Raw genomic sequence first — 22745 nt, forward strand, 5'->3', positions numbered from 1 at the left:
TTATTCATCTTCAAGAGAGTAGGGTAGAGGCAGAATGCTTAGCTCCACCTGAGGTGTGTGTTTTGCACGAAGTACCTGAGTTACATCAGTATCGTTTGGCAACACAACGAGGCCTGTTAATTTATTTGTTTGTTCATTAAAGCTTTGTGCAATAAGTTTACCCGCACGGCGCCAATTTTCGCCTAATTGGGTTTCTAAATCGGGCTCTGAAAGTATCCCTTCGCTTTGACCTGAGACTATATACATTGCACGCTTATTTTTACCTAGGTACTTCATGCGAGCTACAGTTTCTTGACCGGTATAACACCCTTTTTTAAAGCTTATACCGTCAATAGCATGTAGGTTTACCATTTGAGGAACATACTCGCCAATTGCATCTGCACTTAACTGAGGTTCACCTGCAAGCATAGATGCTTGTTGCCAAGGAGCTTCGTTATCAAGTGTAGATACGTCATCAGGCATACTAAACTGGCTATCGACCATCAATAAAACACGGTTATCAGCTAATTTTAGTGCTTTACCGCTTTCAAAGTCACACGCGCTCGCATCACCTTCAAAGTTAATATCAAGTTGTGCGAGTACATCCGATAAATCATCACCAATGAGACCAATTAATCGCTTTGAACATGCACTAATGTCAACTTTTGCAAATACGGCATACTTTTTTAGCTCAGCTAACGATTTTTCTACTTCGTTTTCGCTGCCTGTAAGGTAGTAGCTGTCTTGATAAGAAAATAATTTAAATACGCCCCAAAGTTTACCTTTAGCGCTGCAATGGCCAGCCCACAAATAATTACTGCTGGTTAATTTATTTAGATCTTGAGTGATTTGCCCGTGTAAATAAGATAATTTATCAGCACCGCAGAGGCTAATAAGTTGATGAGATAACGGACATGCATAAACGCTCGACATAAAAACCTTCTTTGCAATATAAATGAAGTGACATAATAACGCAGTTGTTACGTATGGTACAGACAAGCGCTTATTGGTGCGGGTTTATTCTTTAATGAGAGATTAATAGCTGCTAAATAGGCTTGTGTTTGTTAAACTCGAGTCAATTAAGTATGAGGTTTAAAATGGTTGAAATTCATAGTAAAGCACGTATTCGTTGGGCTTGCCGTCGTGGCATGTTAGAGCTTGATGTTTTGTTTATGCCGTTTGTTGAAGAAGCATACGACTCTTTAAGCGCAGAGCAACAGGCTATTTTTCAGCGTTTGCTAACAGAAGAAGACCCTGACTTATTTGCATGGTTTATGGGTCATCAAGAATGTAAAGATGAGCAGTTAAACGGTATGGTTTCGCTGATCTTAGACCGAGTTCGTGTATAGGTTTACAGTTACTAATAATAACGCTGACCACAAACCTATTGTGGTCTTTTTTTGCATGCTCAGTTTAATATTATGTTTATTTTTAGATTCGCTACTAGCTATGCTTTTTTGTTTGATAATTAATATATTAGCTGGCTTTTTAGTGTGGCAAAAAGTGTTGGCAATTCATCCAAACCATGGCGTTATAATTCTAGAACCCAAGCTATTTAGGTTCGAGGGTGAAGGTTTAAAAATTCAGGGTGAAATTAGTAAAAAAAGCCGTTTTTATGGCAATAATATATGGCTACATATTAAAGGTTTTAGTAACAACCATTGGCTTATAATTTCAGCCAATGGTGTTAATGAACAAAGCTATGCGCGTCTAAAACGTGCTACTTTAAGCGCGATTAATTGCGTTTTGGAGTCAAAATAGTCGGTGTTGGATTTTCATTTTGTTCAGGGTAATCAATAGTATAATGTAGGCCTCTGCTTTCTTTTCGCTCCATTGCACTTCTAATAATGAGTTCTGACACTTGTACTAAGTTACGAAGCTCAAGCAAGTTATTACTTACTCTAAAGTTTGCATAATAATCATGTATTTCTTGCTGCAGCAACTCAACCCTATGCAGTGCACGTTCTAAGCGTTTAGTAGAGCGTACAATACCTACATAATCCCACATAAATAAACGTAGTTCATGCCAGTTATGGGTAATAACAATTTCTTCATCAGAGTTACTAACACGGCTTTCATCCCAATGAGGTAGAGCCATTGGCTCTGGTGCATGTTCAATTTTACTTAAAATATCTTTAGCTGCAGCGTGGGCAAATACAATACATTCTAATAATGAATTACTTGCCATACGGTTTGCACCATGCAGGCCTGTGTAAGCGACTTCGCCAACAGCATACAAGTTATCGAGATCTGTTTTACCGTTAAAGTCGGTCATTACGCCACCACAAGTGTAATGCGCAGCAGGTACAACTGGGATTGCTTCTTTTGTTATATCAAGCCCTACACTTAGGCATTTTGCGTAAATAGTAGGAAAGTGCTCAATAATAAAGTCTTTATCTTTGTGGCTAATATCTAAATAAACACAATTAGCACCTAAACGCTTCATTTCAAAATCGATTGCGCGTGCCACTATATCGCGTGGAGCAAGTTCTTCACGACTGTCAAAATCTTTCATAAAACGAGTGCCATCAGGTCGTTTTAAATAAGCCCCTTCACCGCGCATGGCTTCTGTAATTAAAAAGTTTTGTAGCTCTGGATGATAAAGACTTGTTGGATGAAATTGATTAAATTCCATATTGGCAACTTTACAGCCTGCGCGCCATGCCATTGCAATGCCATCACCACTTGATACATCTGGATTAGAAGTATACAAATACACTTTGCTTGCGCCACCAGTGGCAAGAGCAACAAATTTAGCTGAAATGGTTTCTACCTTTTTAGCTTTTTTGTTCCACACATACATACCTTCAATGTGTGAGCCTGTTTTTCCGGCGCTTTTATCTGTAATTAAATCAATGGCATTGTATTGCTCTAAGAGCGTTATATTCTTATGAATTTTAACTTGGCTAATGAGTGTTGTTTGCACCGCTTTGCCAGTAGCATCGGCTGCATGTAAAATACGACGATGGCTGTGACCGCCTTCACGTGTTAAATGAAAACGCTCTTTTCCTTTGCTATCAAACTCCATATCAAAGGGAACACCTTGGTCGATTAACCACTGTAGGCAATCGTGAGCATTGCTGGCAGTATAATGAACAGCGTCTCTATCGCATAAACCGCCGCCCGCATCGAGTGTATCTTCAACATGAGATTCTATGCTGTCGTTTTGTTTATCAAATACAGCTGCTATACCACCTTGAGCATATAAAGTAGAACCTTCTGTAAGCGCTCCTTTACTGATCACGGTAACGTTACAATAATTAGCTAGAGATAATGCAAGTGATAAGCCTGCTGCGCCGCTACCTATAATAGCGACATCTGCAATGTGATGTTTATTTTGGTTCATGTCAGAGGTACTTTGCGGTTACAATGCTCGTATAGAGCAATATTTGTTTTTAATATCTGTAGTTGTACCATATTTGTCATACTACTACGTAGTGATTTTAAAGGCTTAGCGCCGTTATTTATCATCTATTTTATAAAAAAATAATATTAAGCAGAACTTTTTATTCATAAAGAGGTCAGAGTATTTGTGAACAATGACGACAATATGAATAACAAGCAAAAATCAGACATAGGAGTACCGGCTCGAATGAGCGAGCAGGAATTAGATTTAGTGCTAGTAAAAAGGGTCCAGCAAGGAGATAAAAACGCCTTCAACCTATTAGTAAAGAAGTATCAAAACAAAATTGCAGGTTTGATCTCACGTTATGTATCAAACCAAGGCGATATTGCTGATGTAGCACAAGAGGCTTTTATTAAAGCTTACCGTGCACTTCCAAACTTTAGAGGTGACAGCGCCTTTTACACGTGGTTATACCGTATTGCCGTTAATTGTGCTAAAAATTACTTAGTAGCCCAGGGGCGTAAGCCGCCAGCAAATGATATAGACGCTGAAGATGCCGAGTTTTATGATTGTGCAGATTCAATGCGATCTAATGCATCTCCTGAAAACCTACTTTTAAGCGAAGAAGTACGCGCTGTTATTTTTAATACGATTGATAGTTTGCCTGAAGATCTTAAAACCGCAATCACCCTTAGAGAAATCGAAGGGATGAGCTATGAAGAAATAGCAGTGGTAATGGATTGCCCGGTCGGGACTGTGCGTTCGCGTATATTTCGTGCCCGTGAAGCAATAGATAACAAATTAAACCCATTAATAGGCGAGTCTTAGTATGACAAAAGCACACCTTAACAAGTTAGATAACGAAGCGTTATCGGCATTACTTGATGGCGAGCAACATCTGACTGATGCAAAAATTGCAGAGCAAGATGTAACTACGTTTGGCCGTTATGCGTTAATTGGTGATGCGATGCGTGCTCAAAAAAATAATAACGACATACATATTGATATTAGCGATCGCGTTGCATTAGCACTAGAAAGCGAGCCTGTTTATGCTGACTTTAGTCAGTCAAAAACACAGCCTCAAGCAATCACTGAGACGGTACAAGATAATAAAGTAGTGGCTTTTAATTGGCGCAAGCCAGTTGCTCAACTAGCAATTGCAGCCAGTGTGGCAATGTTTGCTATTGTGGGCGTTAATACGCTTCCTCAAAGTAACAACGAGCAACAAAGCGAAATTCCATTACTACAAACCACACCGCTGACAGGTATGGCGTCGCCAGTAAGTTACTCATCTGAGCCTGCGCTTGGAAATGCAGAGCAAGGTTTACGTGAATTACAGCAACAACGTATTGGTGCATTAGTCCTTGAGCATCAACGCCAAGCACGAGTTGCGAATTCTTTAGAAACAGCGCAAACTAATACCAAAGCGTCTGAGGAAAAAAACTAATTAAATGAAGGTAATCACTTTTGTTCTGTCGTTGGTAGTAAGCTTTAATGCATTTGCCAACGACACAAATCCTGCCAAAGATTTATTACTAAAAATGGCTAATGCCGTTCACACCCGTAATTTTGACGCTTCGTTTGTGGTTGTCAAAGGTAAAACAATGGAACCCTACCGATGGGTGCATGCTTTACAAGGTGACACAGAACTTGAGCATTTAAGTTTACTTAACGGTGCTGGGCTTGAAATGGTCCGTATTGACAACCAAGTTACTTATTTTGAACCTCAGTCAGAACCATACTCCCTAAAAACAGATTCAATAGCGGGTCCAATTCCTGAAGTGCTTTTTAAAGATATAGATCGCTTAAGCGCGCACTATGATTTTGTATTAGGCGGGAAAGGTCGTATTGCAGGGCGTGCTGCTCAACTAGTTCGCATAGAATCTAAAGACGAGTATAAATATAATTATTGGATTTGGCTGGATATGGAATCGTCGTTATTACTAAAAGCCGCGTACGTTAACCATGAAGGTGAGGCCTTAGAGCAGTTACAGCTTACTCACATTAGTGTGACAGAGCAGCCAGCAGGTATGTTACTTGAAGTGCTCAATCGAAACTTTCCAACGCCTTTACCAAACGATGCACTTATAAACGAAGACAGTACAGCTACTAACTGGCAAATTAGTTGGTTACCGGATGGCTTTGAATTACTAAAATCAGACAGACATAAGCTCGATTTAAATAACGAATTAACAGACTATTACTTGTTCTCTGATGGTTTTGTTGAAATTTCGGTATTTATTCAGCGTCCATTACCGGGTAAGCGTTTAAGTGGTGCACTAACCTCTGGTGCAACGACAGTATATGTGCATAATGGCGGTAATTTTGATGTATCGGTTGTTGGTAATGTACCGAGTATGACCGCAAAAGCGATTGCTGAGTCAGTTACCCGCGCATTATAAACGATTCGTAAGGATTGTTATGATTGAACAAACCCTCACTGTTGTGGCCCTCGATGGCCACATTGCTCATTTAGAAGCACAACAAAAACAAGCTTGTGAAGGCTGCAATGGTCGTTGCGGCTCACAAGTGTTTGGTAAGCTATTTGGCACTGCAAAAAAAACCTTCCCTTATAAATTTGAATCCTCTGTTGAAGTAGGACAAAAGGTAACCTTGTCACTTGATGATAGTCACGTCGTTAAGCATGCATTTGCGGTATACATGCTACCACTGCTTTTAAGTCTGGTTTTTGCACTGATTGCAGCGCAATTATTTATGTCTTGTGAAGGTTGGCAAATTTTAGCTGCAGCTTTAGGTGGTGTTACTGGTTTCTTTATAGCTAAAACTCGCGTGAAATCGCTAAAGCACGATATAAAAGTTATAAAAATTCACCCAATTAGTATTCCTTTAACTCAAATAGATGGTGATTGACGCCAATTAAATGTAAAATTGCCGTTTTATACCAAAGTAACTTGGAAATACAGGGAATAGTGGTTTTTTAAATTATTTTATCTAGCTGAATTATGTAAGTTAAATAAATTTAACTTATTGTTATTCAATAAATAAAATGGTTTTAATCAATATTAAAAAGCATTCGTGATGTTTGTAATTTACAAACTGAGCTTATGGCATCCTACAGCAAGTATTTTCAAGTCACTTAGGTATTCATATTTAGTCCATTAAAATAGAAGTATAGAATCCAGTTTATGAAGCATATCCGTAATTTTTCGATCATCGCCCATATTGACCATGGTAAATCGACCCTTTCAGATCGTTTGATCCAAGTTTGTGGCGGTTTAACCGACCGTGAAATGCAAAAACAAGTTTTGGATTCAATGGATATTGAGCGCGAACGTGGTATTACCATTAAAGCGCAAAGTGTAACGTTGAATTACAAAGCGAACGATGGCGAAACTTATCAACTTAATTTCATTGATACTCCAGGACACGTTGATTTTACATATGAAGTATCGCGTTCTTTAGCTGCATGTGAAGGTGCACTACTCGTTGTCGATGCAGGCCAAGGCGTTGAAGCACAAACATTAGCTAACTGTTACACCGCTATTGAAATGGAATTAGAAGTAATTCCAGTACTTAACAAAATAGATTTACCGCAAGCGGATCCTTTGCGCGTTGCAGAAGAAATTGAAGAAATTATTGGTATTGATGCCCTTGATGCAGTGCAATGTAGCGCTAAAACGGGTGTAGGTATTGCCGAAGTTCTTGAAATGATTGTTAGAGATGTTCCGCCGCCAGTAGGCGATACAGATGGACCTCTACAAGCACTTATTATCGATTCTTGGTTTGACCCATACCAAGGCGTTGTATCATTAGTGCGTATTAAGCACGGTGAATTACGCACTGGCGACAAAATAAAAATAATGTCGAATGAGCATATACATACAGCCGACCAAGTGGGTGTGTTTACACCTAAGCAAACTAACACCGGTATTTTAAGAACCGGTGAAGTAGGGTTTGTTATTGCTGGCATCAAAGAGATACATGGTGCGCCAGTAGGCGATACTATAACTCATCAAAAAAATGCGGCTCCACTTCGTTTACCTGGTTTTCAAAAAATTAAGCCTCAGGTTTACGCCGGTATGTTCCCAATTGCATCAGATGAGTATGAATCATTCCGTGATGCGCTTAATAAATTAAGCTTAAACGATGCGTCGTTATTCTTTGAACCAGAGAATTCAACTGCATTAGGTTTTGGTTTCCGCTGTGGCTTTTTAGGTATGCTACACATGGAAATCATTCAAGAGCGTTTAGAGCGTGAATACGATATTGATTTAATTACAACGGCACCTACGGTAATCTATGAGATAGTTACTAAAGAAGGTACATTCCAGATTGATAACCCGTCTGATTTACCTGCAGTAAACGATATTTTAGAAATTCGTGAGCCGATTGTTGAAGCTAATATTTTGGTACCACAAGAATACTTAGGTAATGTTATTACTTTGTGTATTGAAAAACGCGGTAGCCAAACAAAAATGACCTATCACGGAAAGCAAGTAGCTGTTACGTATGAGCTACCTATGGCTGAAGTGGTAATGGACTTTTTTGATAAATTAAAATCAACAAGCCGTGGTTTTGCATCGCTTGATTATAACTTTAAACACTTTCAAACATCAGATATGGTGCGTGTTGATATTTTAATCAATAGTGAGCGTGTTGACGCACTTGCGATTATTGTTCACCGTGATGGTGCTCAGTCTCGTGGTCGCCAATTAGCTGATGCATTAAAAGAGCTTATTCCTCGTCAAATGTTTGATATTGCGATTCAAGCAGCTATTGGACAACACGTTATTGCACGTACTACGGTAAAACAGTTACGTAAAAACGTAATTGCTAAGTGTTACGGTGGCGATGTGAGTCGTAAGAAAAAGCTACTTAAAAAGCAAAAAGATGGTAAAAAACGTATGAAGCAAGTAGGTAATGTTGAAGTGCCTCAAGAAGCGTTTTTAGCTATTTTAAAAGTTGGTAAATAAAAACAAAGGATTATAAATGGCTGGTTATTTTTCAGTTTTGTTGGTGCTATTAACCTTAGGCTCAGGCTTAATATGGTTAATAGATCACTTAATGTATGCACCTAAAAGACAGGAGCGCTTAGCGATAGCGCAAACGTCTGCTGGAGCTCCGTTAGATGAAGAAACTGCGGCATTAATTGCACCAGAACCAGTACTAACAGAAACAGCAAAGTCGATTTTCCCGATGATTGCAGCAATTACTATTTTTAGATCATTTATTTTTGAACCGTTTCAAATTCCATCTGGTTCAATGATGCCTACACTGTTAGTGGGTGACTTTATTTTAGTACAAAAGTATTCATATGGAATAAAAGACCCAGTTTGGCGCACTCAGTTAGTTGATGTCGGTGAGCCTGAACGTGGTGATATTGTTGTTTTTAAATACCCTTTAGATGAAAGTGTTGACTATATTAAACGTACGATTGGTTTACCTGGCGATAAAATTGTTTATCGTGATAAACGTTTATATATTCAGCCAAACTGTAAAGAAGGCGAAACCCAACAGGGTGAGCTTTTATGTAATGAATTCAATAAAATTGATTTTAAACTAATTAATGATAACGAATTTAAACAAGGCCCAATGCCTCTAGCTCGTGTGAATGAAAATTTAACAACAGTTACGCATGATATATTAATCAACCCACAAGCGCCTGAAAGAAAAGGGCGTTACTATCAGCAACCGGGCACGCCTTCTGATGAATGGACTGTTCCTGCTGATCATTATTTTATGATGGGTGATAACCGCGACAACAGCCAAGATGGTCGCTTTTGGGGCTTTGTACCAAAAGAAAACTTGGTGGGTAAAGCTGTCTTTATATGGATGAGTTTTGAATTTGAGAATGGCCCTGATGATATTTTACCAGGATGGGTTCCAACTGGTGTTCGCTTTGAACGCCTAGGTAATATTCAGTAACGATGAAAAAAAATGTAACAGAATTATATAAAAAAATTGGCTATGAATTCGCTGATCAAGGTTTACTTGAACAAGCAATGACGCACCGCAGCCACAAAGGCCAACATAATGAGCGACTAGAATTTTTAGGCGACTCGATTTTAAGCTTTGTGATTGCCAATGCACTTTATGCCAAATTTCCTAAAGCGCGTGAAGGCGATTTAAGTCGCATGCGCTCAACACTTGTGCGTGGTCAAACACTTGCTGAGTTTGGTCTTGAATTTGGTCTAGGCGATTATTTACGCTTAGGGCCGGGCGAGCTTAAAAGTGGCGGATTCCGTCGCGAGTCAACGCTTGCTGATGCAGTAGAAGCTATTATAGGCGCTGCATTTTTAGATTCAGGTATCGACAGTTGTGGCGATCTTATATTGGCGTGGTACCAATCACGTTTGGATGCTATTTCACCAGGGCTTAACCAGAAAGATCCTAAAACCCTGCTGCAAGAGTATTTACAAGCCCGTAAATTATCGTTACCGGGCTACACAGTGGTTGATACACAAGGCCAAGCACACAATCAAACATTCACGGTTGAATGTATTGTTGATGGAATGGATAGCATAATTTCTGTTGGTAGCTCGCGCCGTAAGGCCGAACAAAAAGCTGCCGAAAAAGCATTGAAGATACTTAAAAATGAACCTTGATACCTTAATACAGCCTCATGAACGTGATGTAGATACATTTTGTGGAATGGTGGCGATTGTCGGTCGACCAAACGTAGGTAAATCGACTTTGCTTAATGAAATCATTGAGCAAAAAGTGAGTATTACCTCACGTAAACCACAAACTACACGTCATCGTATTATGGGTATTCATACCGTAGATAAACACCAAGCGGTATACATAGATACACCGGGTCTACACGTTGAAGAAAAGCGTGCTATTAACCGTCTAATGAATCGAGCAGCGTCTAGTTCTATCGGCGATGTAGAGCTTATTATTTTTGTCGTTGAAGGCACTCATTGGAATGCAGATGACGATATGGTACTTAATAAAGTATCGCAAAGTGGTAAGCCTGTATTATTGGTTATTAATAAAATTGACCAAGTTAAAGACCGTGATCTTGTATTGCCTCATATGAAGTGGTTAAGTGACAAGTTTGATTTTGTTGGAATTATGCCAGTATCAGCAACGCAAGGTAAAAACGTTGATTTAATCAAAGCAGAAGTAACTAAACGCTTACCTCCTTGCGAATTTTACTTTCCTGAAGATTATGTAACTGACCGTTCGATGCGCTTTATGGCAGCTGAAGTTATTCGTGAAAAGCTAATGCGTTTTATGGGTGAAGAACTACCGTATTCTGTGACTGTTGAAATTGAGCAGTTTAAATGGCAAGACAACGGTATTTGGCACATCAATGGGTTGATTCTTGTTGAGCGCGAAACACAAAAACGCATGGTTATTGGTAATAAAGGCGAAAAGCTAAAAACCATTGGCCGTGAAGCCCGTAAAGACATAGAAGAAATGCTTGATAACAAAGTATTTTTAGAGCTTTGGGTTAAAGTTAAGTCGGGTTGGGCTGATGATGAACGTGCACTAAGAAGCTTAGGTTACAGTGAAGACTAAACCAAGCAGTAGCTTAGTGAATGGATAGCGACTTCTACACCGCGTATTTATTGCATCGGCGTCCTTATAGTGACTCCCAAGTAATGTTAGATATGCTTGTAGAAGGCGTTGGCCAGTTAAGAATGCTGGCCCGAATCAGTGGTCGCCAGGCCACTAAACATAAAGCACAACTTCAGCCGTTCCAGGCACTCCTTGTTAATTACAGTGGCAAGTACGATTTAAAATATATCAATAAGTTTGAACTGCATGGTAACCCGCACTTTTTAAAAGGTGATGAGCTTTATTGTGGTTTTTATTTGAATGAGCTAACTAATCGCATCGTTCCTGTTAATGAGCCAATTGAACAAGTATTTGAGCTATATAAATCCCACCTAGAAAACCTAAACAGCGGGGCCAATTTACAAGAAGTGCTTCGCTCGTACGAATTTCAATTATTGGAATTACTCGGTTATGGCGTGGATTTTAGTTTTGATGCCAGTGGTGAACCAATAGATGAAAAGCAGACGTATAGTTATTTCCCCGAACTTGGTTTTTTAGTACAAGAAGATACGCGTTCTGGATTTAGTGGCAAACAACTCAACGCCATAGCAAATCATGACTTTAGCCAAAGTGATGTGCTATATATGGCAAAGCAATTAAGTCGCTATTTATTAAAACCCTTATTAGGTAGTAAACCATTAAAAAGCCGTGAGCTATTTATGGCCTCTCAATAAACGTAATTTTACAGGTAAGAAAATGAAAGATATTCTTTTGGGTGTAAACGTAGATCATATTGCAACACTTCGTCAAGCGCGTGGAACAAGTTACCCAGATCCAGCCCATGCAGCCAGTGTAGCAGAGCATGCAGGCGCAGACGGTATTACGATTCACTTACGTGAAGACAGACGCCATATTCAAGATCGCGACGTTTATGTGATGGCTAAAACTATCCAAACTCGCATGAATCTTGAAACCGCTGTTACCGATGAAATGATACAGATAGCGCTTGAAGTAAAACCCGAGTACGTGTGTTTAGTACCTGAAAAGCGCGAAGAGTTAACCACCGAGGGCGGCTTAGATGTAGCGGGTAATATAGATAAAATTAAAGCCGCAACAAAAACGCTTACCGACGCGGGTATTAAAGTATCGCTATTTATTGATGCAGATAAAGCACAATTAGATGCAGCTAAAGAATGTGGTGCTCCTTATGTAGAAATACACACAGGCGCGTATGCTGATGCAACAAATGATACTGATTTACACAAAGAGTTAGAGCATATTCGTGAAGGTGTTAAATACGCAGCAAGCTTAGGTTTGATTGTTAACGCTGGCCATGGTCTTCATTACCATAACGTTAAACCCATTGCCGCGATGCCTGAGATTTATGAGCTAAATATTGGCCACGCTATTATTGCTCGTGCAGCGATAGATGGGCTCGATAAAGCCGTACGCGACATGAAACGATTAATGATTGAAGCAAGAATGTAATACGAATCTACATAAGTATTTAAAAAGCTTAATTAAAAAAACGCGGTTAATGCCGCGTTTTTTTGTATCTAAAATTCAAAGCTTATCTTTGTAGCTCAGTTACGCTTGCATCAGCAAGTAAGTTTTCAAGCTCGTCCTGTAACTCAAATAATTCAGGTTCAATATTCTCTAACAAGCATTTATTTTTAAGTGATGTTTCAATTGTTTCTGCGAGTGATTTAAGTTTTGGTACACCAGTGTAACAACATGCGCCATGAAACTTGTGGACAATACTTAGGACTTGCTGACAATCATTACTCTCTATCGCTTTAGCAAGCAATGTAAGAGTTTCAGGGACGCTTAGAAGTAGCATATTAAGCATCTCTAGCGCTAACTCGCTCTTTCCTCCTGCACGCTGCAGGGCTTGTGCCCAATCAATTCGACTACTTTGAAATGGAGCCGGGCTTTGTGGTGTATCTGTTTTAGCTTTATCGCGATTAACCGGGGTCTGTGGACTATGATCGCTAATAATTTGTTTAAGCATATCTTCATCAATAGGCTTAGTTAAATAGCCTTTAAAGCCATCTTTTAGTAGTTGCTCTTTTTCGCTTTGAAGGGCGTGTGCCGTTACAGCTATAATTGGTGTATCTTCATTAAGTGATGATTCTTGTATAAGCTTGCATGCGGTTATACCGTCCATAATTGGCATCTGAATATCCATAAAAATTATGTCGTATTTATGACTTTTACTTAAGCTGTATGCTTGTGAACCATTATGTGCCGTTTCTATTACTTCAATCTGTTCACTTAATAAAGTATGGAGAAGTTTTAAGTTGGCATCGTTATCATCAACAACTAATACTTTTAACGGCAGCAAAGCTTGATCGTTTTGTTCAATATTATGAGTAGGGTGGTCAAGCCTGTAAGGTGCAGCAAGTACTTCACATAACTTACGGTGATTAAGTGGTTTACTTAAACACGCATCAGCACCGCTGCCTATAAAGGCTTCTCGCATATTGTGCGATACAGTATTAAGCATTAAATATAAGTAATCAGTAGATTCACGCACGGCTTTTACATAGCTTTTTAGTTGCTGCATATCATCAACTGATGCCATATGGCCAATTAAGCAAACATCATATTTATGTTCAGTATTTTTTATAGCGTCTAAAAAGCTAGTCTCATTAAAACATGCCGTTACGCTTGATTCCCACTGAGTCAATAACGAAAGTACAGCGTGATGTGTATGCTCGTGTGGCTCTAAATACAAAATACGTTTACCAATGAGCGATTTAGTCGGTAAGTCGTTAGTAAATACATGATTGGGCAAACTAAACACACTATTGAATGTAAAACAGGTACCGTTACCTGGTGCAGAGTTTAATGTTATGCGGCCATTCATCGCTTCAACAATATGCTTGGTAATAATGAGGCCAAGACCTGTACCACCAAACTTACGTGTAATGCTTGAGTCTGCTTGCCCAAATGGCGTAAATAAAGAGTCTTGCTTATCCATAGGTATACCCACGCCAGTATCTGTTACTGACACAAGTAAAGAAGTACGTTCGTCATCGAGTAACCGATGGCTTATGTCGACCTTAATGGAGCCTTTTTCAGTAAATTTAATCGCATTACTTAATAGGTTTATCAGCACTTGTTTAAAGCGAGTGGGATCGCCCGTTAAGTCATCTGGTACTTGTTGGTTAATGTAAATGGATAGCTCTAATTGTTTATCGTGTGCGCTAGGAGCGAGCAGTGTCATCACTTCATTTACAGCATCACGAAGTTGAAACTGAATCGACTCAAGTTCCATTGCACCCGCTTCTAGTTTGGAGAAATCTAGAATGTCGCTAATAATAGTCATTAAACTATTTGCTGATAGCATAATAGTGTCGAGATAGTCTTTTTGATGCTTGTTTAGTGGTGTTTTATAAAGCTGGCGTGTAAATCCAATAACACCATTTAACGGAGTACGAAGTTCGTGACTCATTTTAGCTAAAAAGTCTGATTTTACGCGGTTAGCATCTTGAGCTTCTTTTTTTGCAAATGAGAGCTCTATATTTGAAGTTTCGTATTGCTCTAGTGTTTCGCGGTAGTCGCTAGTTGCTTGGTCAATATTTTTTTGCATTTCATCTTTTTGCATCACCATAGTGTGAGCAATGGTATTTAAGCCTTCTCGCAATAGCTCAAATTCACCTATCATGTTGTCGTTAAGGCCAGTACTTCTTTTACCTTCGACTAACTTGTCGGTTGCAAGTACTAACTTATTAAGCGGCGTCATAAACATGCGGCTTAACCTTAAAGCTAAAATTGCTGCAAATACCAATGATAAAATAATTACAATACCGCTAATTAATAAAGCACGTTGCTGCCCTATAACAGCTTGGTCTTTGTTTAGCTGTATAATAACGGTGCCCAGAGATGACTGAAAAGCAGATGGATCCCATTTAGAGTCGTGACTTGTATGGTTAATAATGGGCGTGAAGAATGTAACAAGCTCATCTGACTTTTGCACGTGGGTCGTTTTTAAATTTATGAGCGTCTTTTGATTAATTAACTTTTCAAATGAGCGGTGATAATTACTCGTCATTAATAGCGCATTATTTTTATCAAAAATTGCAATCGACTTAATTGTAGGGGAGTGCTTGTTATGTGTGTAGCTTATAAGGCGATTCAATAGCTGTTTGTTTTTTTCGAGCATGGGTTGCTCAAGCGCAATAGCAAGGGGCTCAGAAATAGTAGTACCTTGCTGATATAAAATTTCATCAAGCTCAATGTAACGATTTATTGTAAAATAGCCACCAAGTAGTAATCCTATGATCACCGTTGGGATCAGGGTCAGTGTTAAAACAGAATCGCGTAAGCCTAATTTGGTCATAATGGGAGCGTTTTATCGTTATTAGTATGATTTGAGTATATACGGTTCAACACGCATTCTAAAGCATCTAAATATAGGTGCTTCATAAATAAACTGAAGGTAATGCCTAATGGCGCAAATTTTTAAAGCGAAAAAAAAACCGCTTAAGCAACAAACATTAGAATTAAATATAACGGGAATGGATCATCAAGGGCGTGGCATTGCTAAGCATAATAATAAAGTATGCTTTGTAAGCGGTGCATTACCAAATGAAACAGTTAAAGCAATGCTCGTCGAAGATAAAGCTAAATACAGCAGTGCAAAAGTAATTAAAGTTATTAAAGCGAGTGAATCAAGAGTAGACGCTTTTTGTGAGCACTATAATCAGTGTGGTGGCTGCCAATTACAGCATTTAGAAGTAAGCCAACAAGTTGTAGAAAAACAAACTGCAGTTACTCAGCTATTTAGTAAGTTTGCTAAATTAAACAGCTTAAACTGGCAAGCTCCATTATTAAGTAAGTCTTTGCATTACAGGCGCAGCGCTCGCATAGCCGTTATGTTTGATAAAGCAGCAAAAAAAATGCGTGTGGGTTACAGAGCCAGTGGTTCAAAAAATATTGTCAGTATTAATAAATGTGCAGTACTTGATGAAGTATTTGCAGATGTTTTTACACTTTTTGATGGTTTAATTAATCAACACAAAGCGCTGCACAGTATAAGCCATTTACAGTTATGCCAAAGTGATGAGAAAAACTTTGTTGTTATTCGTCACACTAAAGCAATTAACGATGATACAAAGGCTTTGGTTGAGCACATAACAAAAAGCCAACAGTTTGAAGTTGTATGGCAAAGCGAGAGCGATGTAATTGAGCATTCACACTTAGCCATGCCGTTTTATTATCTTAAAGAGTTTGATCTAAAATTTGAATTTGGTTTAGGTAATTTTATTCAGGTAAATGCGCAAGTTAACGAAGCTATGTTAAAGCAAGCCGCAAATTGGCTTGATTTAAAAGGTGATGAAAATTTATTGGATTTATTTTGTGGCATTGGTAATTTCTCATTAGTGTTGGCAAAACAAGCAAAATCTGTAATTGGCGTAGAAGGTGTGACTTCAGCGGTTGCAATGGCTGCTCAAAATGCGCAAACTAACTCTATTACCAATGCGCAGTTTCATTGCTTTGATTTAACGCAAAGCATACAGAGCGCCCCATGGTTTAGTAAAAACTTAGATGTGCTTGTACTCGATCCATCTAGGACTGGTGCAATGGCTGTATTAGAGCAATTATCTTTAAAGCAGTTTAAAACTATTTTATATGTCTCTTGTGACCCTGTTACTTTAGCCCGTGACAGCGCAATTATTTCACAAGCTGGCTTTGATCTTAATAAAATTGGGCTAATGAATATGTTCCCTCATACAGGGCATATTGAAACTATGGCGTTATTTCAACGGAGGTAGAACGCATTATGGTAGCTACACGACAATCACATCAACAAGATGAGACAACAGATTTTAGCACTCGGCTTTCATTTCTTGCCTTGTCTGAAGAAAAAACAGAGCTACTTACTAAAGCGCAAGCGCTCTGCGTAAAATGTGATAATGAAAGCAGGCAAACTACTGCAATCGAAATGGTTGAAATTTTAGCTGAGCTAAATCTCGACCCCGAATCGTTAGCTACTGCGTATTTAACCCCGTATTTTTTAAACGATTTAATATCACTAGAAACCATAGAAGAGCAGCTTGGTAGTAATATAGCCATGCTGTTAACTGGGGTTGCACAAATGGCCACTATTAGTACTTTATCGCATCAAGGTAAAGGAACTATGCAAGTTGATAATATTCGAAAAATGTTATTAACCATGGTTGAAGATGTGCGCGCCGTGGTCATTAAGCTTGCCGAGCAGGTATGTCATTTACGTAATGTAAAAAATGCGGATGAAGAAGACCGCGTCATTGCCGCTAAAGAAACGGCTGATATTTTTGCACCATTGGCAAACAGATTAGGAATAGGGCAATTAAAGTGGGAACTGGAAGATTTATCGTTTAGATATTTGCACCCAGGCACCTATAAAAGCATAGCCAAACAACTTGACGACAAACGTCTTACGCGCGAAGCCTATATGGAAGATATGGTTGAGCAAGTAAAAAACCGTTTAAGTGAAGCGGGCATAGAGGCCCAAGTTTATGGCCGCCCCAAGCACATTTACAGCATTTATAAAAAAATGCAGCAAAAAAACTACGAGTTTGATCAGCTTTTTGATATTCGTGCAATGCGTATCGTTGTTGAACGCCTACAAGATTGTTATGGCGCGCTGGGTATTGTGCACACCAATTGGCGTCATCTTAATAAAGAGTTTGACGACTATGTAGCAACCCCAAAACAAAACGGCTATCAGTCAATCCATACAGTAGTATTTGGGCCTGAAGGTAAAACAGTAGAAATACAAATTCGTACCAGCGATATGCATCAAGATGCTGAGTTGGGTGTAGCTGCACACTGGATGTACAAAGAAGGTGCATTACCGGGACGCGGCTCGGGTTATGAGCAAAAAATTAGCTGGTTGCGTAAGTTACTCCAATGGCAAGAAGAAGTGGTTGATGGTGGTGATTTAGCAGAAGAGCTTAAAAACCAAGTAGTAGAAGACCGCGTATACATATTTACCCCAAGCGGCGATATTATCGATTTACCACTTGGCGCTACACCACTTGATTTTGCTTACTACATTCACTCAAATGTAGGGCATCGTTGTATTGGCGCAAAAATTTTCGGCAAAATAGTGCCGTTCACGCATCAACTTACAACTGGGGATCAGGTAGAAATACTGACCCAAAAACAACCAAATCCAAGTCGTGATTGGTTAAACCCGTCATTAGGATACATTAAGTCATCGCGCGCTAGAGCCAAAATTCATCACTGGTTTAAACAGCTCGACCGCGACAAAAACTTAAGTGCGGGGAAAGAAATTCTCGACAGTGAATTACAAAAGCTTAATTTAACATACAAAGATTTAGAGCCTGCCATCAAGCGTTTTAACTTTAAAGAACTTGATGACTTAATGGTTGCAATTGGTGCGGGTGATGTACGTCTCAATCAAATGCTTAACTTTGTAAGTGATCGGACAGAAGATGAACCGGTTATTCGTATTAAAGCGCCTAGCAAAGTAACGGGTGATAAAAACGGCATAGTGGTTGATGGCGTTGGTAGCTTAATGAGCCATGTAGCAAAATGCTGTCGTCCTGTCCCTGGCGATGAGATAATAGGTTATATAACGCAAGGTCGAGGAATAGGTGTTCATAAGGAAGACTGTGATTCGTTTAATAACTTAAAAAATCAGCATCCAGAGCGTGTTATTTCGGTAAGTTGGTCTGATGATATCAACGGCTCGTACGCACTAAGTATTAAAATAGAAGCAACCGATCGTTCAGGGTTAATACGCGATATAAGCTCAGTACTTGCTAACGAAAAAGTAAATGTTTTAAACATGAACGTAAATACGGTTGAAGATAATCAGTTAGCTATATTTACGATGCAAATAGAAGTACATGACTTATCGGGTACTAACCGTGTTCTTTCTAAGTTACACCAAATTGAAGGTGTACACGATGCCAAGCGTGGTCATTAATCATGAATGATAATGCAGCGCTTACACAACTTCTTAGCATAATGAAAACACTGCGAGATCCCAAGGGCGGTTGCCCGTGGGATCTTAAACAAGATTTTAAATCTATTGTGCCGCATACACTAGAGGAAGCATACGAAGTTGCCGATTGTATTGAGTCAGGCAAGTTAGGTGAGCTTAAAGGTGAACTGGGTGATTTGTTATTTCAAATTATTTTTTATGCGCAGCTTGCACAAGAGCAAAATCTATTTGATTTTAATGATCTAGTAGAGCAATTAAACGATAAGCTTACACGTCGTCACCCGCATGTATTTGGCGATAAAAAAGAGCTAACAGACGATCAATTATCGCAACAGTGGCAAGCAATCAAAGCACAAGAACGCAGTGCTAGAGCGCAAACAGAATCACCTTCTTTTTGGCAAGATATTCCTGCCAATATGCCAAGCTTAAGTAAAGCTAAAAAAATTCAACAACGCGTTGCCGCACTTGGTTTCGATTGGCCAACGTATCACGGTGCACTTGATAAAGTGAGCGAAGAAGTGCTTGAAGTAAAAGAAGCGATTGAGCAAGACCCGTTATCTGATCATACAGCGGAAGAGCTCGGCGACTTACTTTTTGCCACTGTTAATGTTGTACGCCATGTTAAACGAGATCCCGAACAACTGCTTCGTAGCGCTAATGATAAGTTTTCAGCGCGTTTTGAAAAGGTAAACGCCTATTTGCATGCGCAAGGTAAAAGCTTAGATACAGCCACCTTTGAAGAGATGGATAGTGCGTGGGATGCGATTAAAAAAGTAAAATAGGCTTAATGTTAAATAATGCACATTTTTTGTGCGCGCATTAGCTAATTTTAGCTGGATTGATAAGCAGTGTTTTGGTACAATTTCGCCCCGTCTTGATGATATACCCTTAGGCTCTTCTTTGGGTGTTATATTCCTTTTAATTCCTGATATTCTAGGGTTCGCATGAGTACAAAATTTATCTTCGTTACTGGCGGAGTTGTTTCTTCGTTGGGTAAAGGTATTGCCGCAGCTTCACTGGCCGCTATTTTAGAAGCCCGTGGTTTAAATGTTACCATTTTAAAGCTGGATCCTTACATCAACGTTGACCCAGGCACAATGAGCCCAATTCAACACGGTGAAGTTTACGTTACAGAAGACGGCGCAGAAACTGACCTTGATTTAGGTCACTACGAGCGTTTTATTCGTACCAAAATGACTAGTCGTAATAACTTCACACAAGGCCGTGTATATGAAGACGTATTACGTCGTGAGCGCCGTGGTGAATACCTAGGCGCTACTATTCAGGTTATTCCACATATCACTAACGATATTAAGCAACGTGTATACGACGGTGCTGAAGGTTATGATATTGCTATTGTAGAAATTGGCGGCACTGTAGGTGATATAGAATCACAACCGTTTATTGAAGCAATTCGTCAGATGGGAACTGAGATTGGCCGCGAACGCGCGCTATTTATTCACTTAACGTTAGTGCCATTTTTAGGCCCTGCAGGTGAAGTTAAAACAAAACCAACCCAGCACTCTGTTAAAGAGTTACGCTCAGTAGGTATTCAGCCAGATATTCTTATTTGTCGTTCAGACCGTAAACTACCTAATAATGAGCGTGCAAAAATCTCATTATTCACAAACGTAGAAGAAAAAGCGGTTATTTCATTACCTGACGTAGACAGCATTTATAAAATTCCAGCGCTATTAAAAACGCAAGAATTAGATAACTTCGTATGTCGTCGTTTTCACTTAGATCCACCAGAAGCTGATTTAGCTGAGTGGGAACAAGTACTTTATCAAGAGTCTAACCCAACGGGTGAAGTGACAATTGGTATGGTTGGTAAATACACTGAATTACCAGATGCGTACAAATCGGTTAACGAAGCATTAAAGCATGCGGGCCTTAAAAACCGTTTAACAATTAATATTCAATACGTAGATTCACAAGATCTTGAAAGCAAAGGTGTTGAGCTGTTATCTAATTTAGACGCTATTTTAGTGCCAGGTGGATTTGGCGGACGTGGTGTTGAGGGTAAAATCTTAGCGGCTAAATACGCACGTGAAAATAAAGTACCATACCTAGGTATTTGTTTAGGTATGCAAGTAGCATTAATTGAATATGCACGTAATGTTGCAGGCTTAACGGATGCAAACTCTACAGAGTTTAATGCAAATTCAGAAGCGCCAGTAGTTGGCTTAATTACTGAATGGCTAGATGCAGAAGGTAATGTTGAAACACGTAGCGAAAAATCTGATTTAGGTGGCACTATGCGTTTAGGCGCACAAAAATGTCATTTAACGCCAGGTTCTAAAGTACGCGAAGTATATGGCAGCGACGAAATAGTTGAACGTCATCGTCATCGCTACGAAGTAAATAATAACTTTGTAGAAATACTTGAAAAAGCAGGCTTAAGCTTTACTGGTTTATCAGAAGATAAAAAACTGGTAGAAATTATCGAAAATAAAGATCACCCATGGTTTATTGCCGCGCAGTTCCACCCGGAATTCACGTCAACTCCACGTGATGGTCATCCGTTATTTGAAGGGTTTGTAGCAGCCGCGCATATCCACCAAAAAGCGAATTCGTAATTTTAAAAGCCGTGCATATTGCACGGCTTTTTTGTTTTAAGGGCTGACTAAGCTATATAAAACGTAGTAAAGTTAGCTGAACTCACCATTTTGGGAATATAGAGGAATCAAGATGTCAGAAATCGTAAAAGTAATCGGTCGCGAAATTATGGACTCGCGTGGTAACCCAACTGTTGAAGCAGACGTACATTTAGCAGATGGCTCTTGGGGTCGTGCAGCAGCACCTTCAGGCGCATCTACCGGTACTCGTGAAGCATTAGAGTTACGCGACGGTGATAAATCACGTTACTTAGGTAAAGGTGTATTAAAAGCAGTTGGTTATATCAATAACGAAATTGCTGATGCTTTAAAAGGCCAAAGTGCATTAAATCAAAGCGCTGTAGATAAAGTGATGCTAGATTTAGACGGTACCGAAAATAAAGAAAAATTAGGTGCAAACGCAATCTTAGCTGTATCACTAGCAACTGCGAAAGCAGCTGCACAGTCTAAAAAAGTTGAGCTTTATGAACATATCGCTGACTTAAACGGCACACCAGGTGTTTACTCTATGCCACTTCCAATGATGAACATCATCAATGGTGGTGAGCATGCAGATAACTCTGTAGATATTCAAGAATTCATGATCCAACCTGTTGGCGCTAAAAACTTCCGCGAAGGCCTACGTATGGGTGCTGAAGTATTCCATAGCCTTGCTAAAGTACTTAAAGCTGATGGTCATTCAACAGCGGTTGGCGATGAAGGTGGTTTTGCACCTAACCTTGCATCTAACGAAGCGGCTCTTGCAGCAATTAAAGTCGCTGTTGCAAACGCAGGTTACGAGCTAGGTAAAGATATTACTTTAGCGATGGATTGTGCTGCATCTGAGTTCTACGACAAAGAAGCAAATATCTACGACCTTAAGGGTGAAGGCAAAAAATTCACTTCTGAAGAATTTAACTTCTTCTTACAAGATCTTACTAATCAGTACCCAATCGTTTCTATTGAAGATGGTCTTGATGAGTCTGATTGGGATGGATTTGCACATCAAACTAAACTAATGGGTGATAAAATCCAATTAGTAGGTGATGATTTATTTGTAACAAATACTAAGATTTTAAAACGTGGTATCGACAACGGTATTGCTAACTCAATCTTAATTAAGTTTAACCAAATCGGTTCTTTAACTGAAACTTTAGCTGCAATAAAAATGGCTAAAGACGCTGGTTTTACTGTTGTTATTTCTCACCGTTCTGGTGAAACTGAAGATTCAACAATTGCTGATTTAGCTGTTGGTACTGCTGCAGGTCAAATTAAAACAGGTTCATTGAGCCGTTCTGACCGTGTTGCAAAGTACAACCAATTGCTACGTATTGAAGAGCAATTAGGTGATAAAGCACCGTACAACGGTCTTAAAGAAGTTAAAGGTCAGTAA

20 protein-coding genes are annotated in these 22745 nt (G+C 39.3%); 17 read left to right on the forward strand and 3 right to left on the reverse strand.

All coding sequences use genetic code 11. The features are described from left to right. Window positions 1-912 (reverse strand): CAF17-like 4Fe-4S cluster assembly/insertion protein YgfZ, encoded by a 912-nt coding sequence (gene ygfZ, locus AAEY68_RS05895; RefSeq protein WP_010553210.1) that lies wholly within the window; start codon window positions 910-912, stop codon window positions 1-3. Window positions 913-1076: 164 nt separating this feature from the next. Here ygfZ and AAEY68_RS05900 point away from each other — a divergent pair, with 164 nt between their 5' ends. Together AAEY68_RS05900 and AAEY68_RS05905 are read left to right on the forward strand one after the other, a co-directional pair. After that, a complete protein-coding gene (locus AAEY68_RS05900) occupies window positions 1077-1328 on the forward strand; it encodes an FAD assembly factor SdhE (protein ID WP_007581709.1) in 252 nt (83 codons plus the stop codon). 55 nt (window positions 1329-1383) lie between these two features. Then, window positions 1384-1740 (forward strand): hypothetical protein, encoded by a 357-nt coding sequence (locus tag AAEY68_RS05905; RefSeq protein WP_007581712.1) that lies wholly within the window; start codon window positions 1384-1386, stop codon window positions 1738-1740. Here AAEY68_RS05905 and nadB read toward each other — a convergent pair. After that, window positions 1715-3325, reverse strand: a complete 1611-nt coding sequence (gene nadB / locus AAEY68_RS05910) for an L-aspartate oxidase (RefSeq protein ID WP_007581714.1) — start codon at window positions 3323-3325, stop codon at window positions 1715-1717. The genes AAEY68_RS05905 and nadB overlap by 26 nt on opposite strands. Window positions 3326-3571: 246 nt before the next feature. Between nadB and rpoE the strand changes: the two genes are divergently transcribed. The 10 genes from rpoE (at window position 3572) to pdxJ (ending at window position 12280) form a co-directional block, all read left to right on the forward strand. After that, window positions 3572-4153 carry an RNA polymerase sigma factor RpoE gene (gene rpoE / locus AAEY68_RS05915; protein ID WP_002958721.1) on the forward strand — a complete coding sequence of 194 codons (582 nt, stop codon included), beginning with the start codon at window positions 3572-3574 and terminating at the stop codon, window positions 4151-4153. A 1-nt stretch (window position 4154) separates the two neighbouring features. Next, entirely contained in the window at window positions 4155-4772 is a 618-nt protein-coding gene (locus AAEY68_RS05920; RefSeq protein WP_350585669.1) for a sigma-E factor negative regulatory protein, read from the forward strand. 4 nt (window positions 4773-4776) lie between these two features. After that, window positions 4777-5727, forward strand: a complete 951-nt coding sequence (locus tag AAEY68_RS05925) for a MucB/RseB C-terminal domain-containing protein (RefSeq protein WP_007581719.1) — start codon at window positions 4777-4779, stop codon at window positions 5725-5727. Between the two features lie 19 nt (window positions 5728-5746). Then, on the forward strand, window positions 5747-6196 hold the full coding sequence (locus AAEY68_RS05930) for a SoxR reducing system RseC family protein (RefSeq protein ID WP_154903490.1): 450 nt from the start codon (window positions 5747-5749) through the stop codon (window positions 6194-6196). A gap of 275 nt (window positions 6197-6471) precedes the next feature. Then, window positions 6472-8259: a translation elongation factor 4 gene (gene lepA / locus AAEY68_RS05935; protein WP_007581724.1), complete on the forward strand. Its 1788-nt coding sequence runs from the start codon at window positions 6472-6474 to the stop codon at window positions 8257-8259. A 16-nt stretch (window positions 8260-8275) separates the two neighbouring features. Beyond that, entirely contained in the window at window positions 8276-9211 is a 936-nt protein-coding gene (gene lepB / locus AAEY68_RS05940) for a signal peptidase I (RefSeq protein WP_024589998.1), read from the forward strand. A 2-nt stretch (window positions 9212-9213) separates the two neighbouring features. Then, window positions 9214-9891, forward strand: a complete 678-nt coding sequence (rnc, locus tag AAEY68_RS05945) for a ribonuclease III (RefSeq protein ID WP_007581728.1) — start codon at window positions 9214-9216, stop codon at window positions 9889-9891. Further along, window positions 9881-10813 carry a GTPase Era gene (gene era, locus AAEY68_RS05950; RefSeq protein ID WP_007581730.1) on the forward strand — a complete coding sequence of 311 codons (933 nt, stop codon included), beginning with the start codon at window positions 9881-9883 and terminating at the stop codon, window positions 10811-10813. The genes rnc and era overlap by 11 nt, the downstream gene beginning before the upstream one ends. Window positions 10814-10833: 20 nt before the next feature. Next, window positions 10834-11526 (forward strand): DNA repair protein RecO, encoded by a 693-nt coding sequence (gene recO, locus AAEY68_RS05955; RefSeq protein ID WP_165739865.1) that lies wholly within the window; start codon window positions 10834-10836, stop codon window positions 11524-11526. Window positions 11527-11548: 22 nt separating this feature from the next. Next, entirely contained in the window at window positions 11549-12280 is a 732-nt protein-coding gene (pdxJ, locus tag AAEY68_RS05960; protein WP_007581734.1) for a pyridoxine 5'-phosphate synthase, read from the forward strand. 82 nt (window positions 12281-12362) lie between these two features. Here the strand turns inward: pdxJ and barA are convergent, their stop codons facing one another. After that, the gene (gene barA, locus AAEY68_RS05965) at window positions 12363-15137 is read right to left on the reverse strand and encodes a two-component sensor histidine kinase BarA (RefSeq protein WP_007583105.1); all 2775 of its coding nucleotides are present in this window, start codon (window positions 15135-15137) and stop codon (window positions 12363-12365) included. Between the two features lie 109 nt (window positions 15138-15246). On the opposite strand from barA, the gene rlmD reads away from it, so the two are divergent. From rlmD to eno, 5 genes are all read left to right on the forward strand, one after another. Then, on the forward strand, window positions 15247-16572 hold the full coding sequence (rlmD, locus tag AAEY68_RS05970) for a 23S rRNA (uracil(1939)-C(5))-methyltransferase RlmD (RefSeq protein ID WP_350585670.1): 1326 nt from the start codon (window positions 15247-15249) through the stop codon (window positions 16570-16572). Between the two features lie 8 nt (window positions 16573-16580). Beyond that, window positions 16581-18737: a GTP diphosphokinase gene (gene relA / locus AAEY68_RS05975; RefSeq protein WP_010553214.1), complete on the forward strand. Its 2157-nt coding sequence runs from the start codon at window positions 16581-16583 to the stop codon at window positions 18735-18737. A 2-nt stretch (window positions 18738-18739) separates the two neighbouring features. Beyond that, window positions 18740-19537, forward strand: coding sequence for a nucleoside triphosphate pyrophosphohydrolase (gene mazG / locus AAEY68_RS05980; RefSeq protein WP_197183166.1), 798 nt, complete (start codon window positions 18740-18742; stop codon window positions 19535-19537). A gap of 162 nt (window positions 19538-19699) precedes the next feature. Continuing rightward, window positions 19700-21334 (forward strand): CTP synthase, encoded by a 1635-nt coding sequence (gene pyrG, locus AAEY68_RS05985; RefSeq protein ID WP_169044253.1) that lies wholly within the window; start codon window positions 19700-19702, stop codon window positions 21332-21334. Between the two features lie 112 nt (window positions 21335-21446). Continuing rightward, window positions 21447-22745 carry a phosphopyruvate hydratase gene (gene eno, locus AAEY68_RS05990; RefSeq protein WP_121953496.1) on the forward strand — a complete coding sequence of 433 codons (1299 nt, stop codon included), beginning with the start codon at window positions 21447-21449 and terminating at the stop codon, window positions 22743-22745.

This window comes from Pseudoalteromonas sp. RB2-MNA-CIBAN-0110, from assembly GCF_040309305.1.
In the GTDB taxonomy this organism is placed as follows: domain Bacteria; phylum Pseudomonadota; class Gammaproteobacteria; order Enterobacterales; family Alteromonadaceae; genus Pseudoalteromonas; species Pseudoalteromonas arctica.